The sequence below is a fragment of the Azospirillum endophyticum genome, from assembly GCF_016595245.1.
Classification (GTDB): Bacteria; Pseudomonadota; Alphaproteobacteria; order Azospirillales; family Azospirillaceae; genus Azospirillum; species Azospirillum endophyticum.
This window is the reverse complement of the sequence record NZ_JAENHM010000073.1, coordinates 757,659-771,675: the sequence shown is the minus strand read 5'-3', so window position 1 is coordinate 771,675 and position 14,017 is coordinate 757,659. Positions and strand designations below refer to the sequence as shown.

Genomic DNA, 14,017 nt, shown 5'->3' with positions numbered 1-14,017 from the left:
CGGTCGGGCTGGTGCCGGGAGGTCCGTCACCGGCCCGACAGGCATTCCCCTGCCGATCATTCATCATTCAGGAAGCCCGCGAAGGGCGTCACCACCGCTGCATAGCGATACCGCGGCGGCGATGCCGCTCCCCCGTCATTGGCGTCGTCCCGCCACGCTCGTCCACATATCCACCGCGACCGGTCATTTCGGCAGTTTGCAGCCGCTCTCCTCGAAGCTGGCAAAGGCTTCCTTGCCGGGGATGGTGCGCAGGATCTGGTAATAGTCCCAGGCGCCCTTGGATTCGGATGGCTTCTTCACGCGGGCCAGATACATGTCGTGGACCATGCGGCCGTTCGGCAGGATCGTGCCGTTCTTGGCGAACATGTCGTTGACCGGCATTTCCTTCATCTTGGCGGCGACGGTCGGTCCATCGTCGGTCCCGGCGGCCTCGATGGCCTTCAGATAGTGGCGGACGGCGGAATAGCTGCCGGCCTGCACCATCGTCGGCATCTTGCCGTAGCGATCGAAGAACTTCTTGGACCAGGCGCGGGACTCGTCATCACGGTCCCAGTAGAAACCGGTGGTCAGAACCAGATCCTGGGCGACCTGCAGGCCCAAGGCATGGACATCCGACAGGAAGATCAACAAGCCTGCCAGCTTCTGCTGGCCGCTCTGCGTCAGGCCGAACTCGGAAGCCTGCTTGATCGAGGTGATGGTATCGCCGCCGGCGTTGGCAAGGCCGACGATCTTGGCGCCCGACCCTTGTGCCTGCAGCAGGAAGGACGAGAAGTCGGCGGTGTTCAGCGGCGCCTTCACCGTGCCGACGACCTTGCCGCCGGCCTTCTTCACCTCGACGGAGGTGTCCGCCTCCAGCTGATGGCCGAAGGCATAGTCGGCGGTGATGAAGAACCAGCTGTCGCCACCTTCCTTCACCATGGCCTGACCGGTGCCGACGGCCAGCGCATGGGTATCATAGGGCCAGTGGAAGCCGGTGGGAGAGCAGGCGTCGCCGGTCAGGCGGGAGGTCGCCGGACCCTCCATCAGGAAGATCTTCTTCTTCTCCTTCGTCACTTCCTGAACGGCCAGAGCCACGCCGGAGTTCGGCACATCGACGATCACATCGACGCCATCCTGGTCGATCCATTGGCGCGCGAGGCTGGCACCGATGTCCGGCTTGTTCTGGTGATCGGCGGAGATGATCTCGATGGGCTTGCCGAGGATCTTGTTGCCGAACTCCTCCGCCGCCATCCGGGCGGCGATGACCGATCCCTCTCCGCCGAGATCGGCATAGAGACCCGAGCGGTCATTCAGAACACCGATCTTGACCATATCGCCGGACAGCTTGCCCTGTTGAGCCATGACCGGCTCGGTCGCCAGGACACCGATCGTCAGGGCGGCAAGGGCGGCACCGGCCAGAAGACGTGCAATCATACGTGAATTCCTCCCCTCAGCGTTGCGTTGCGCATGGCGCGGGCGACCGTCCGGATCGGTTCGTCCGTCGGCTCCCGGGCGGTCGCTCCGGCACTCCCATTTGGTTTCATTGGAAACCGTCAGGCCGTCCGCGCCGCCCTTTCCCGTCCACTATGCAGGGGCATCACCTTGTACGAAAAGCGGAATTTCAGCGTTACGAACAATTTTCATCAAGGGTCCACCGAAACACCCGCTTTTTCCATTCGGCGGTGTATGGAGGCGGCCGGCAGCGGTTCCGCGCCCTGCCGGCGCCGGTCGATCCGCCGCATGACGGGAGTGACCGTGATGCCATGGATGAGAATCGAGAGAAGCACGATCAGGCCGGTGACCGACCACAATGCGTTCGGCACATCGAACTCTGCGGCGTTGAGCGCATAGGCGATGTAATAGATGCTGCCCATGCCGCGGATGCCGAAGAAGCCGATCGCCAGCTTCTCGCCCACCGGCATCGGTACGCTGGTCAACCCTGCGAGGCCGGCCACCGGCCGTACCAGGAACAGGATCGTGATCGCGGCGACGGCGACGCTCCAGGACAGCGCGCCGATCAGGCCGTGGGCCAGGGTCCCGCCGAACAGGACCAGCATCAGCATCATCATCAACCGCTCGGTCTGTTCGACGAAGTCGTGCAACCGCTCGTGATACTCGCTGTTTCGCTCGGCATCGCGCAGAGCCAGTGCTGCGACGAACACGGCAAGGAAGCCGTAGCCACCGACCAGTTCCGTCAGGCCATAGGCCATCAGGGTGATACCAAGTGATACGAACCCGTCGCCGGTCCGCGACAGGTTGGCCCGATTCGGCACCCGGAAAGTGACATAGCCGAGAAACCGTCCCACCAGCCACCCGACGCCGATACCGGCCGCCAGTTTCCACAGCACGTCCAGCAGCACCCAATGCTCCAGCAGATCCCAGGGTGGGTTGCCGTTCAGCAGGGCGACACCGATGGCGAGATGGACGAAGGGAAAGGCCAACCCGTCATTCAGCCCGGCTTCGGAGGTCAGGCTGAAGCGGATCTCATCCTCCTCCCCCGATTTCGGCGGACCGACCTGGATGTCGGAAGCGAGAACCGGATCGGTCGGGGCAAGCGCCGCTCCCAGCAGAATCGACGCCGCCGGGGGAAAGTCGAGCCAATACCGGCCGATCAGTCCGATCATCAGGATCGACAGCGGCATGGTGATGCCGAGGAGCCGCCAGGTGATGATCCAGCGGCGCCAGCCGATGCGGCGGTCCAGTTTCAACCCCGCACCCATCAGCGACACGATAACGATCAGTTCGGTCAGGTGCTCGGTCGCCTGCGGAAAGGCAAGCGGTTCCGGGTTCTCCAGCGGCAAGCTGCAGAACACCGCGAAGCCCAGGCCGACACAGATGATCGGCAACGAAAGCGGCAATTCCTTCAGCACCATCGGCAGCCATGCCACCAGAAGGATCAGAAGCCCCAGTCCGACCAACATGACGATGTAAGACATGCGCCGCCCATTGCCATGACGCCCTCAATTCCGCAGGCCGGACGGAAGTCATCCGGCCTCTGCTGCGCGAAGGCCAATTCCCATCAACACGCCAAGGCGCGGATGGGTTCAGGGGCGGGCGTGATGGTTATGGAGAGGATGGCAAAGGTGCCGGCTCGTACAATTTCTTTCCTCTTTCCATCCTCGGAGCTCTTTCCGCCCTGGGTACCGGACGAACCGGACCGCCGCGAATGCTGAGGATGGAAAGCTGAAACTCGACGCCGCCCGCAGGAGCCGGAACCGCGGGGGCCGTCGCAATCCGGCCGATCAGGCCGCGGAGGTCATCGGAAAGCCGCTGTAGTCGAGCGACGCCGACCAGAAGCGTTCCAGCTTGCGCAGGGTTTCGTTGGCCTTGGTCAGTTCCTCATCGCTGAAACCGGCCTTTTCCAGCGCGGTCAGATGACGTTCGAACATGACGCTGATCTTCTCGCGGAGATCCAGGCCCTTCTCCGACAGGCGGACACGGACCGACCGGCGATCATGCGGGGAGCGTTCCTGGCCGAGATAGCCGTTCTCGACCATCTTCTTGACGTTGTAGGAGACGTTCGAACCCAGATAGTAACCACGCGCGGTCAACTCGCCGACCGTCATCTCGTCTTCGCCGATATTGTACAGGATCAGGCTCTGAACGTTGTTGATGTCCTGGATCCCGAGCCGGTCCAACTCAGTCTTGAGCACTTCAAGAAAGTGGCGGTGAAGCCGCTCGATCAACAGAATGCTCTCGTAATAAGGTTTGCGCACCGCGGTCTCCTTTGGCTCTAACCGGCCGTTCCCCGCGCAAGGACGATACCGGGACCTTAAGGCGAGATTAACCGATCATTGGTCGGCAATCATCCTAATAATTCCGGAAAAAGTCCGGCACAACCCGTCTGTACAGGCGCCTTTCGCCGGGTGCTGCACCCGATGGTTTCCGGCCGGGCGTCAGCCTCTGCATAAGCGGAAAGGACCGGCCCCGCGATCACTTGCGCGACCGGCCTCCGCCGCCCGAACCGTCAATCGCGGAACACGAGGTCACCACCTGCCGGTTCGGCGAAGTGACGCTCGACGTCGGACGGACCGACGTCGGTCAGGTCCGCCGGCTTCCATTTCGGGTTCTTGTCCTTGTCGACAAGGGCGGCGCGGATCCCCTCATAGAAGTCGTCCCCGGCAAGGCAGGCGAGGCTGAGGCGCAGCTCCTGTACCATGCAGCCTTCGAAATCCAGCTTCGCCCCGCGCCGCAATGCCGCCAGCGTCACCTTCAGGCTGGTCGGCGATACCCGGCGCAGGGTGGCGATCTGGCCGGCCGCCCATTCGGTCCCCTCGGCCTCCAGCGCCTTGAGGATCGCCTCGACGCTGTCGAAGGCATAGCAGCGGTCGACTGCCGCGCGGACCGCGCTCACGGCGGCCTCGCCGGCATCACCGCGATGGGTCGCGACGGCATCGTCCGCCGGAACGCCGGCTGCCAGATCGTCGATCAGCGCGTCGATCTTCGCACTCGGCACGAAGGCATCGGCGGCGCCGATGGCCAGCAGGTCGGCCGCCTTCAGGCGGTCGCCGGTCAGGCCCAGCCAGATGCCGACCTGCCCCGGCAGCCGCGGCAGGAAATAGGTGCCGCCGACATCGGGGTAGAGACCGATACCGGTCTCCGGCATGGCGAACAGCGTCCGTTCACTGACGATGCGATGGGTGCCATGAACAGAAAGCCCGACGCCGCCGCCCATGGAGATGCCGTCGATCAGCGCGACATAGGGCTTGGACAAACGCTTGATCAGGCGGTTCAGCACATATTCCTCGCTGAAGAAGGCCCGCACCGGCCTGGTGTCCCCACGCCCCTCCTTCGCGGCCTTCCCGGCCTCGTAGAGGCTGACGACGTCGCCGCCCGCGCAAAAAGCCTTTTCGCCGGCACCGCGAATCACGACGGCCTTGATCTCCGGATCGGCGTTCCAGGCCCGCAGCTGCGGATCGAACAGCCTGATCATGTCCAGCGTCAGCGCATTCAACGCCTTGGGCCGGTTGAGCGTGACGAGGCCGATGGCGCCCCGACGTTCGAACAGAATCTCAGCAGCGTCGTTCATCGTCTTGTATTTTCTCTGTTATCGTTGCGAATCGGCCGGTGGCGAACCGCCCGTCCATCTCCATGGCGTCTCGGGGGCATGGAGAACGGCCGGCGATGATGATACGGGAGCCTGCGGCGCTGTCAAACCAACCATACGGATCCGGATGTTGCGGCCGGCGCCGCCAAGCGGGTCCTCGGCGCCCTCGATACGCGGTTTAGGAACATCGGCCCCCTTGGACCGTTGCGCTCACGCTCTCATCTGAAAACCATCCCTCTCTGATGCATCACGGAAGGTCAGATGTCGATACCGCCTCCCATGCCGCCGGGTGCCCCATGAAGATCGCGATCATCCTCAACCGGCAGGCGGGTTCGCTGGTGGACCGGCCGATCGCCACCGCGGAGGCGACGATCCGCACCGCGTTCGAACGGCATGGCGCCGCTGTGGATCTCCACACCGTCGACGGCCCGCAATGTACGGAAACGATCCGGCAGGTGCTGGAGTCCGACGCCGAAACGGTGGTGGTCGGCGGCGGCGATGGCACGCTGCACAGCGCGGTGAAGCTGGCGCTCCCGACCGGCAAGACGCTGGGCGTCATACCACTGGGCAGCCTCAACCTGTTGGCTCGCGATCTTCATATCCCACTTGAACTGGAAAGCGCAGCGGAGACGCTGGCCGCCGGACGGGTCCGCGCCATCGACATCGCCGAGGTGAATGGCGAGCCCTATACCAACAGCTCCGTCCTGGGCTTCTATCCGCAGGTGGTTCAGGAACGCGAGCGTCAGCGCAAGCAGCACCGGCTCCTGAAATGGCCAGGTGCCGCCGTCGCCCTGGCGAAAACGCTGTACCGGCTGCCGATGCTGGATGTCCGCCTGGACTGGGGTGAAGGTCCCCGGCGCATGCGCACGCCGATCCTGGTCGTTTCCAACAACGTCTATGACGACGGGTTCGGGCTCGTCCTGACCCGTCAGGCTCTCGATGCGGGGAAACTCGGCGTCTATGTCGCCCGCGAACGGAACGCCTTCGCGATGCTGCGGTTGATGGGAAGGCTGGTCGCCGGGTCCTGGAAGCAGGACGAGGGGCTGGAAACCTATGCGGTCACCGGCCTGACGGTCCACAGCCGCCGCCACCACCTGAAGATGGTCAACGACGGCGAGATCCGGAAGCTCCACGCTCCGCTTCACTATCGGATCCTCCCGGGGGCCCTGAAGGTTCTGGCACCAGGCTGAGAGAAAGGATGAAGATGGCGTGAAACGGCTCGCTCACATCTCCGATCTGCATTTCGGGCGGATCGACCAGCGCGTGGTGGACGGCCTGCTGGCCGACCTGACGGCGCAGACCCCAGACCTGATCGTCATCTCCGGTGACTTCGTGCAGCGGGCGAAGGCGCGCCATTTCGAGGAGGCACGCGCCTTCCTGCGGAAATTACCTTTTCCTTACATGGCTGTACCGGGGAATCATGACATCCCGGTTTATAACGTGTTCAAGCGCTTTACCGACCCGTTCGGCCATTATCGGCGCTACATCACCAACGATTTCAGCCCCCTGCATATCGACGACGAGATCGCTGTCCTGGGCATCAACACCGCCCGCCCGGTCATCATGGATTTCTCCGAAGGGCGGATGAACCGGCGCCAGATCGCCCGGGTGCGCGAGGTCTTCTGCGGCATGCCCGACACGGTCTTCAAGGTGCTGTTCACCCACCACCCCTTCCTGCCGCCGCCCGATCTGCCGAAGACCCAATTGGTGGGACGTCACAAGCTGGTGCTGCCCACGCTGGAAAGCTGCGGTATCGACCTGCTGCTGGCGGGTCATCTGCACAAGGCCTATTCCGGCGACATCATGAGCTTCCACACCCAGGTGGCCCGCTCGATCCTGGTCGCCCAGGCTTCCACCGCCACCTCCACCCGGTTGCGGAACGAAGCGAACGCCTACAACCTGATCACCGTCGCCCATCCCACCGTGACGTTCGAGGTGCGGTCATGGGAGGGGGCGGCCTTCACCGGCGGGTTGGTCTCCAGCTATCGCAAGCAAGGCAACCGCTGGGCCCTGCAGGCGCAGGACACCGGTTTCCGTCCCGTGGACGGCGGTCCGAATGGAAGCGATCCGGTCGCCGTCCGCTGGGAGTCCGTGATTCGCCATGCCGGTGGCGAGGCCCGGGGCGGGGCATGAGACCCGTGCAAGGCAGCCTGCCCGGTCCATAAGCACCGGCCGGGCCGCCGCGTCTTGAGTTCACTATGCGGGAAGGCGTAGGATCACCGCACTCGTTCTAAGTGCATGGTATCTCCCGATGTCGATCACCCTGCCCGCCGCCTTCCCGCGCACCCGTCTGCGCCGCAACCGTGCCGATGCCTGGACCCGCCGCCTGGTCGCCGAGAACACGCTGACCGTCGACGACCTGATCTGGCCGGTCTTCGTGATCGAGGGTGAGAACCGGCGGGAACCAGTCGCCTCCATGCCCGGCGTGGAGCGCCTCACGATCGACCTGCTGTGCGAGGCGGTGGCGCAGGCCGGCTCGCTGGGCATTCCCTGCATCGCGCTGTTTCCGGTCGTCGGTTCCGATGCGAAGTCGGAGGATGCGGCCGAGGCCTACAATCCCGAGAACCTGATGAACCGCGCCATCCGTGCGGTGAAGGCCGCGGCGCCCGAGGTCGGCATCCTGGGCGACGTGGCGCTCGACCCCTATACCAGCCACGGCCATGATGGCCTGTTGCGCGACGGCTACATCCAGAACGACGAGACCGTCGAGGTCCTGATCCGCCAGGCGCTGTCGCAGGCGGAAGCCGGCGCCGACATCGTCGCCCCGTCCGACATGATGGATGGCCGCATCGGCGCCGTCCGCGACGCGCTGGATGCCCAGGGCTATCAGCTGACCCGCGTCTGCTCCTATGCCGCCAAATACGCCTCCGCCTTCTACGGTCCGTTCCGCGACGCGGTGAATTCCGGCGGTTTCCTGAAGGGCGACAAGTCCACCTACCAGATGAATCCCGCCAACACCGACGAGGCGCTGCGCGAGGTCGCCTGCGACCTGCAGGAAGGGGCGGACATGGTGATGGTGAAGCCCGGCCTGCCCTATCTCGACATCATCCGCCGGGTGAAGGACCAGTTCGCGGTTCCCACCTTCGCGTATCATGTGTCGGGCGAATACGCGATGCTGCGTGCCGCCTCCGGAAACGGCTGGCTGAATTATGACAAGGCGCTGCTGGAGACGCTGATGGGCTTCAAGCGTGCCGGTTGCGACGCCATCCTGACCTACGGCGCAGTCGACGCCGCGAGGCTGCTCAAGCAGGTCTGAGCAGTTCGGGGCCATCTTTGAGCCTCCGGGGGCCGCGAAGCGATCCGCGGCTCCTTAACATCGGGGCATTCCAATCGACCGAGATGCCCCGATGACCTCGAAAGCCCGCTTCCGCCCCGCCTTGCTGGCCACCCTGCTGCTGTGCGCCTCCCCGGCTGTTGCGTTCGAACTGCACAGCCCCGACTTCACCGACGAATCGCCGGTTCCCGAACGGAACGTCTTCGCCGGTTTCGGCTGTGCAGGCGCCAACCAATCACCGGCCTTGAGTTGGACCGAGCCGCCAGCCGGCACCCGCAGTCTGGCCGTCACCATCTATGATCCCGATGCCCCGACCGGCAGCGGCTGGTGGCACTGGGTGGTGTTCAACCTGCCGCCGGATACCCGCGGCCTGCCGGCCGGCGCGGGTGATCCGGCAACGCCGCTCCTGCCCCCCGGCGCGGTGCAGAGCCGCACCGATTACGGCATCGCCGGCTATGGCGGCCCCTGCCCGCCGCAAGGCGACAAGCCGCACCGCTATGTGGTGACCGTTCATGCGCTGAAGACCGACCACCTGCCGCTGGCGGCCGATGCGTCGGGTGCGATGGTCGGCTTCAACCTGAACGCCGCCAGCCTGGCAAAGGCAACCCTGACGGCCCGCTACGGCCGTTGATCGTCCACCGACCGCCATCATAGGAGGGTGACCATGGGTCCAGATCTCCTTGCCCGCCTGTCCCGCTTCGCCGCTCGCGACCTGCGGCCCGGTGCAGGCGACCGACCTCACCGGCCGGCATTGTGGGCTTTCGTCGCCCATGACTGCGAGCGCCTGGCCGAGATGCGGATCGAGCGCACAGCCCTGATCGTGGTTCTGGAGGGCAGCAAGGAGCTGACGGATCCGTCCGGCACGACCCGGCTCTTTCCGGCCGGCAGCGCCATGCTCCTGCCGCCGGGTTGGCACGGGGCGGTGGTGAACGACCCGGGGTCCGGCGGCCGCTATCGCGCCCTGCTGTTGGAGTTCCCGGCCGAGATGGTGCGTCGCCTTCTCCGTGCCCATGGCAACGACGGCTTGACGTCGCGCCCGCGCCCGAGCGACTGGCGGGTCACCCTGACGCCGGTCCTGACCGACGCCATCCACCACGCCGCCGTCGGCCTGACCGCCGACCCGCCGCTGCCGACGAAACTGGCGGAGCATCGCTGCATGGAGGTGCTGCTGGCCCTGCTGGAGGACGGGGTCTGGTGGCTGGGGCCGGTTTCGCCGACCGGAACGGCCGATGCGGTGCGACAGTTGATGCGGACCCAGCCCGGCATGGCCTGGACCGCGGAACGCGTGGCCGGAGCGCTCAATCTCAGCGCCGGTACGCTGCGCCGCCGCCTGGGCGACGAAGGATGCTCGGTCCGCAGCATCCTGACCGAAGAGCGGGTGGCGCACGCCCGCGATCTGCTGGAGCGCGAAGGCCTGAGCGTCCAGGAAGCCGCGGAAGCCTGCGGCTATGCCAACCGCTCCCACTTCGCCCGGCGCATCCGGACGGCGGTGGGCGTCAATCCTTCGACCCTGCGGGGCCGCTGAGCGGCGCCCGACCATAAGCACGGATCAATGCGGCGACCGAATCGGCGATCACCCGCTCCGGGTCGGCGGTCACCGGCAGGCCCAGCATGGTCGGCCAAAACAGCACCTCCTTGATGCCGCCGAGCAACTGCGTCGCCACCACATGCGGGTCGGGCGCGTTCAACCGCCCGCGCGCATGCTGGGCGGCGATGTAGTCGTCGAGCAGCGCATAGGCCTGGCTTTTCCCGCCCTCCAGGTAGTCTTGCGACAGTTCCGGGAAGCGCTGATGCTCGGCGATCACGAGGCGGAGCAGGCCGCGAACTTCCGGCCTGCGCGTGTGGACCAGAAGGGAGCGCAGGAAGACCGGCAGGGCCTGCTCCGGCGGCTGGTCATGGCGCAGCAGGCTCTGGCCGTCGGCGCTGCGGAACCCCTCATACAGGCCGGACACCACGGCCTGGAACAGCTCCCGCTTGCCGGGAAAGTGGTTGTACACGGTGCGCTTCGACACGTTGGCGTCGCTGGCGATGGCGTCCATCGAAGAGGCCTCGTACCCATGGGTCAGGAAAGCGCGGGTCGCCGCGTCCACCACCGCATCCCGCTTCACCGAGCCGCGCCCGGTACTCCCCGCCTGAGACGTTGACATTCCCCACCCTCTAATTACACTGCACTGTGTAGTGTAGTCGTTGCCGCAGGCTCCCAGGGTAATCCGCCCGGCCGCGGCACGGGAGGGGTAAAGCGATGAAACAGCGCAACATCGGTGGCATTCTCTCGGTTTCCGAAATTGGCCTCGGCTGCATGGGCATGTCGGAGTTCTACGGTCCGACCGACGACATCCAGTCGCTCGCCACGCTGGAACGGGCGCTGGAACTCGGCGTCACCCATTACGACACCGCCGACATGTACGGCAGCGGCCACAACGAAGCGCTGCTCGCCAACTTCCTGGCCGCCAAGCGCGACCAGGTGGTGATCGCCACCAAGTTCGGCATCGTGCGCCAGCCGGGCGAATACAGCCGCCGGGTCGATACCAGCCCGGCCTATGTGGCCCAGGCCTGTGATGCCTCTCTGAAGCGGCTGGGGGTGGAGACCATCGACCTCTATTACGCCCATCGCCTCAATCCTGAGATTCCGGTGGAAGACACCGTCGGCGCCATGGCCGATCTGGTGAAGGCGGGGAAAGTCCGGGCGCTCGGCCTTTCGGAGGTGTCGGCCGCCACCCTGCGCCGTGCCCATGCCGTCCACCCCATCGCCGCGGTGCAGAGCGAATATTCGCTGTGGACCCGAGACGTGGAGGCGGCGGTCCTGCCGGCCTGCCGGGAGTTGGGGATTTCGCTGGTCGCCTATGCCCCGCTCGGCCGCGGCATGCTGACCGGCGCGGTCAGCAGCCCCGCCCAGTTCGCCGAAAACGACTTCCGTCGCATCGCCCCCCGCTTCTCCGGGGACAATTTCGACCGCAATCTGGCGCTGGTCGAGCAGGTGAAGGCGCTTGCGGCACAGAAGGGCTGCACGCCGGGTCAGGTGGCGCTGGCGTGGCTGCTGGCCCAGGGGCCGGACATCCTGCCGATCCCGGGGACCAAGCGGATCAAGTATCTGGAGGAGAATGTCGGCGCCGCGACGGTGGCTCTGACCGGGGCAGAGGTGAAGGCGCTGGGCGACGCTCTGCCGCCGGGCGTGGCGGCGGGCGATCGCTATACGGCGGAGGGGATGCGGGGGGTGAATGTGTGACGTCGAGGTTGGGAGTCGTCGCTCGCCGGCGACTCCCAACCGCGTCCGCTACTTCGGCGTCCCCGCCCAGACCTGGAACTGCGTGGTCTCCAGCAGCATGTCGCTGTGCCCGAAGGCAGTCTTGAACAGCTTGCCCACACCGGCCGTCCGCTGGGTCACCGCCGCCAATGTGCCGCGCAGCTTCAGATACTGCTTCGTCCCCGCCACCAGCGCGTCGAGCATGCCGAAATCCTCGTCCTTGCCGCGATGAAGCGGCGGGTTGGACAGGATCAGGCCGAAACGCTCGCGGGTCCCCAAGCCCGCCAGGCCATCGCTCAGCACCAGCTCGGCGTCAGGGACGTTCTGGCGGGCCGCGTGCAGCGCCACCGCGTCGATGTCCAGCAGGGTCAGCGGCGCGTCCGGCTGACGTTCACGCACCGCCCGTGCGATCACCCCGGCGCCGCAGCCGAAATCCAGCACACGGGTACCGGCCGCCACCTCCGGCAGAACCTTCAGCAGGCATTCCGTGCCGGCATCGAGGTGTCCATGGGCGAACAGACCGGGATAGGACACAAGCTCCAGCGTCCGGTCCGGCAGCGTCAGGGAGACGGCCTGCCGCCAATCCTCCAGCCTGCCCTTGGCCGGCGCAGCGGTGCGGCGGGTCAGCAACAGCCGGGCCCGGCGCTTGACGATCAGGGTTTCCGGATCCTCGGCCAGCCCGTCCAGATGCTTGGGTGCGCTGGTCACCCCCTCGTCGTTGCCGCCGGCGATCCACAGCGGGGCACCGGGCGCCAAGCGCGAGGCCAGCGCATGCAGCGCCATTTCAAACCCGGCCCAGCCACGCGGCAGGCGCAGCACGGCACCGTCGAACGGCCCTTCGGCCGGCCAAGGCGTCGCATGCTGCCCGCCCGTGGCGAGCCGGTTCCACGCCACCACCTCCGCCCCGCCGTCTCGGAGTGCGTCGGCGACGGCGCCGTCGCTGTCGAAGGCGACGAGGATCCGGCCTTGCGGCCGCATTTCGGACAGGGCTTCGGCGGCCACGGCGGCGACGGTGGAGTCGCGGTCCGTCGCCCGGTTGTCGAGACGTGCCACCGGATCAGCCCTTATCCCGCATCAGCCGCGCCTTGTCGCGCTGCCAACTGCGTTCCTTCTCGCTCTCGCGCTTGTCGTGCTTCTTCTTGCCGGTGGCGAGGCCGATCTCGACCTTGGCATAGCCGCGGTCGTTGAAATAGACCGACATCGGCACCAGCGTGACGCCCTTCTGCTTGATGCCGGCCGCGAGCTTGTCCAGCTCGCGGCGGCGGACCAGCAGCTTGCGCGGGCGCTTCGGCTCGTGCTGATCGATGCGGCCGGCCTGGAGATATTCGGGGATGTACGCGTTGAACAGGTACAGCTCCCCGGCCTTCAGGCCGGCATAGGCCTCGTTCACACTGGCGCGGCCGCCGCGCAACGACTTAACCTCGGAGCCGGTCAGCATGATCCCGGCCTCGAGGACATCATCGATGAAGAAGTCGAACCGCGCGCGGCGGTTCTGCGCCGCATATTTTTTTGCTTCCTCGCGCGTCGCCAAGTCTCTCTCCTCTACGGCCCGTTCCGTCGCTTAGGACAACAGGCCGGCTTTGCTCATGGCTCCACGCACGGCGGCGCGGGCGGTCTCCGTCGCCGGAACCAGCGGCAGCCGGACCTCGTCGCTGCCGAGGCCGAGCAGGCTGGCGGCGAACTTCACCGGGGCCGGGCTGGTCTCGACGAACATCGAGTCGTGCAGCGGCGACAGCACGTCGCGCAGACGGAAAGCCTCCTTCAGGTCGCCCTTGGCCCAGGCGGTCTGCATGGCGGAGCACAGCGCCGGCGCGATGTTCGCGGTGACGGAGATGCAGCCCACGCCGCCCTGCGCGTTGAAGCCCAGCGCGGTGGCGTCCTCGCCCGACAGCTGGATGAAGTCGGGGCCGACCTCCTGCAACAGGCGGGACGGGCGGGACAGGTCGGCGGTGGCGTCCTTCACACCGACGATGTTGGGCAGCTTCGCCAGCCGGGCCATCGTCGCCACAGACATATCCACGACACTGCGGCCCGGAATGTTGTAGATAAAGATCGGCAAATCCGCCGCGTCATGGATCGCCTTGAAATGCTGGTACAGACCCTCTTGAGACGGCTTGTTGTAGTAGGGCGTGACCACGAGCGCCGCCTGCGCGCCCGCCTGGCGGGCGTGGCGGGTGAGCGCGACCGCCTCGTCGGTCGAGTTGGAGCCGGTGCCGGCCATCACCGGCACCTTGCCGCCGGCCGCCTCGATGCACAGCTCCACGACGCGGTTGTGTTCCTCGTGGGTCAGGGTCGGCGACTCGCCGGTGGTGCCGCAGGGCACCAGACCGTGCGTGCCCTGGGCGACCTGCCACTCCACGAAGGACTGGAAGGCCTTCTCGTCCACTTTCCCGCCCTTGAACGGAGTCAGAAGGGCGACGATGGAACCGTGGAACATGGCTGCCTCCTCAGTCGGCTTAGCTGGAAAAAAGAG

At 66.1% G+C, this 14,017-nt stretch carries 14 protein-coding genes; 6 read left to right on the top strand and 8 right to left on the bottom strand.

The features are described from left to right. Window positions 1–183: 183 nt before the first annotated feature. From JHL17_RS30485 to JHL17_RS30470, 4 genes are all read right to left on the bottom strand, one after another. Window positions 184–1,413 (bottom strand): ABC transporter substrate-binding protein, encoded by a 1,230-nt coding sequence (locus tag JHL17_RS30485; RefSeq protein WP_200198351.1) that lies wholly within the window; start codon window positions 1,411–1,413, stop codon window positions 184–186. A gap of 209 nt (window positions 1,414–1,622) precedes the next feature. Beyond that, window positions 1,623–2,915 (bottom strand): cation:proton antiporter, encoded by a 1,293-nt coding sequence (locus JHL17_RS30480; protein ID WP_200198350.1) that lies wholly within the window; start codon window positions 2,913–2,915, stop codon window positions 1,623–1,625. A gap of 306 nt (window positions 2,916–3,221) precedes the next feature. Further along, window positions 3,222–3,695: a MarR family winged helix-turn-helix transcriptional regulator gene (locus JHL17_RS30475; RefSeq protein WP_045580172.1), complete on the bottom strand. Its 474-nt coding sequence runs from the start codon at window positions 3,693–3,695 to the stop codon at window positions 3,222–3,224. A 251-nt stretch (window positions 3,696–3,946) separates the two neighbouring features. Further along, window positions 3,947–5,008 carry an enoyl-CoA hydratase/isomerase family protein gene (locus JHL17_RS30470; RefSeq protein WP_200198349.1) on the bottom strand — a complete coding sequence of 354 codons (1,062 nt, stop codon included), beginning with the start codon at window positions 5,006–5,008 and terminating at the stop codon, window positions 3,947–3,949. Between the two features lie 314 nt (window positions 5,009–5,322). Here JHL17_RS30470 and JHL17_RS30465 point away from each other — a divergent pair, with 314 nt between their 5' ends. The 5 genes from JHL17_RS30465 to JHL17_RS30445 all read left to right on the top strand — a co-directional run bounded on the left by JHL17_RS30465 (window position 5,323) and on the right by JHL17_RS30445 (window position 9,825). Next, window positions 5,323–6,216, top strand: coding sequence for a diacylglycerol/lipid kinase family protein (locus tag JHL17_RS30465; protein ID WP_200198348.1), 894 nt, complete (start codon window positions 5,323–5,325; stop codon window positions 6,214–6,216). A gap of 19 nt (window positions 6,217–6,235) precedes the next feature. Then, a complete protein-coding gene (locus tag JHL17_RS30460; RefSeq protein ID WP_345773909.1) occupies window positions 6,236–7,159 on the top strand; it encodes a metallophosphoesterase family protein in 924 nt (307 codons plus the stop codon). Between the two features lie 118 nt (window positions 7,160–7,277). Next, window positions 7,278–8,282, top strand: a complete 1,005-nt coding sequence (gene hemB / locus JHL17_RS30455; RefSeq protein WP_200198347.1) for a porphobilinogen synthase — start codon at window positions 7,278–7,280, stop codon at window positions 8,280–8,282. A 91-nt stretch (window positions 8,283–8,373) separates the two neighbouring features. Further along, a complete protein-coding gene (locus tag JHL17_RS30450; RefSeq protein WP_200198346.1) occupies window positions 8,374–8,931 on the top strand; it encodes a YbhB/YbcL family Raf kinase inhibitor-like protein in 558 nt (185 codons plus the stop codon). Between the two features lie 33 nt (window positions 8,932–8,964). Continuing rightward, window positions 8,965–9,825, top strand: coding sequence for a helix-turn-helix transcriptional regulator (locus JHL17_RS30445; RefSeq protein ID WP_200198345.1), 861 nt, complete (start codon window positions 8,965–8,967; stop codon window positions 9,823–9,825). On the opposite strand, the gene JHL17_RS30440 is transcribed toward JHL17_RS30445, so the two are convergent. Next, on the bottom strand, window positions 9,797–10,447 hold the full coding sequence (locus JHL17_RS30440) for a TetR/AcrR family transcriptional regulator (protein ID WP_200198344.1): 651 nt from the start codon (window positions 10,445–10,447) through the stop codon (window positions 9,797–9,799). The genes JHL17_RS30445 and JHL17_RS30440 overlap by 29 nt on opposite strands. Before the next feature lie 95 nt (window positions 10,448–10,542). Between JHL17_RS30440 and JHL17_RS30435 the strand changes: the two genes are divergently transcribed. Continuing rightward, complete coding sequence (locus tag JHL17_RS30435) at window positions 10,543–11,526, top strand: aldo/keto reductase (RefSeq protein ID WP_200198343.1); 984 nt, start codon at window positions 10,543–10,545, stop codon at window positions 11,524–11,526. Between the two features lie 48 nt (window positions 11,527–11,574). Here JHL17_RS30435 and JHL17_RS30430 read toward each other — a convergent pair whose 3' ends face one another. From JHL17_RS30430 to dapA, 3 genes are read right to left on the bottom strand one after another with little or no spacing between them, the layout of a single operon-like run. Continuing rightward, window positions 11,575–12,597, bottom strand: coding sequence for a methyltransferase (locus tag JHL17_RS30430; protein ID WP_200198342.1), 1,023 nt, complete (start codon window positions 12,595–12,597; stop codon window positions 11,575–11,577). A gap of 4 nt (window positions 12,598–12,601) precedes the next feature. Beyond that, on the bottom strand, window positions 12,602–13,075 hold the full coding sequence (gene smpB / locus JHL17_RS30425) for an SsrA-binding protein SmpB (protein ID WP_200198341.1): 474 nt from the start codon (window positions 13,073–13,075) through the stop codon (window positions 12,602–12,604). Between the two features lie 30 nt (window positions 13,076–13,105). Further along, window positions 13,106–13,981 carry a 4-hydroxy-tetrahydrodipicolinate synthase gene (dapA, locus tag JHL17_RS30420; RefSeq protein WP_200198340.1) on the bottom strand — a complete coding sequence of 292 codons (876 nt, stop codon included), beginning with the start codon at window positions 13,979–13,981 and terminating at the stop codon, window positions 13,106–13,108. Window positions 13,982–14,017 lie beyond the last annotated feature (36 nt).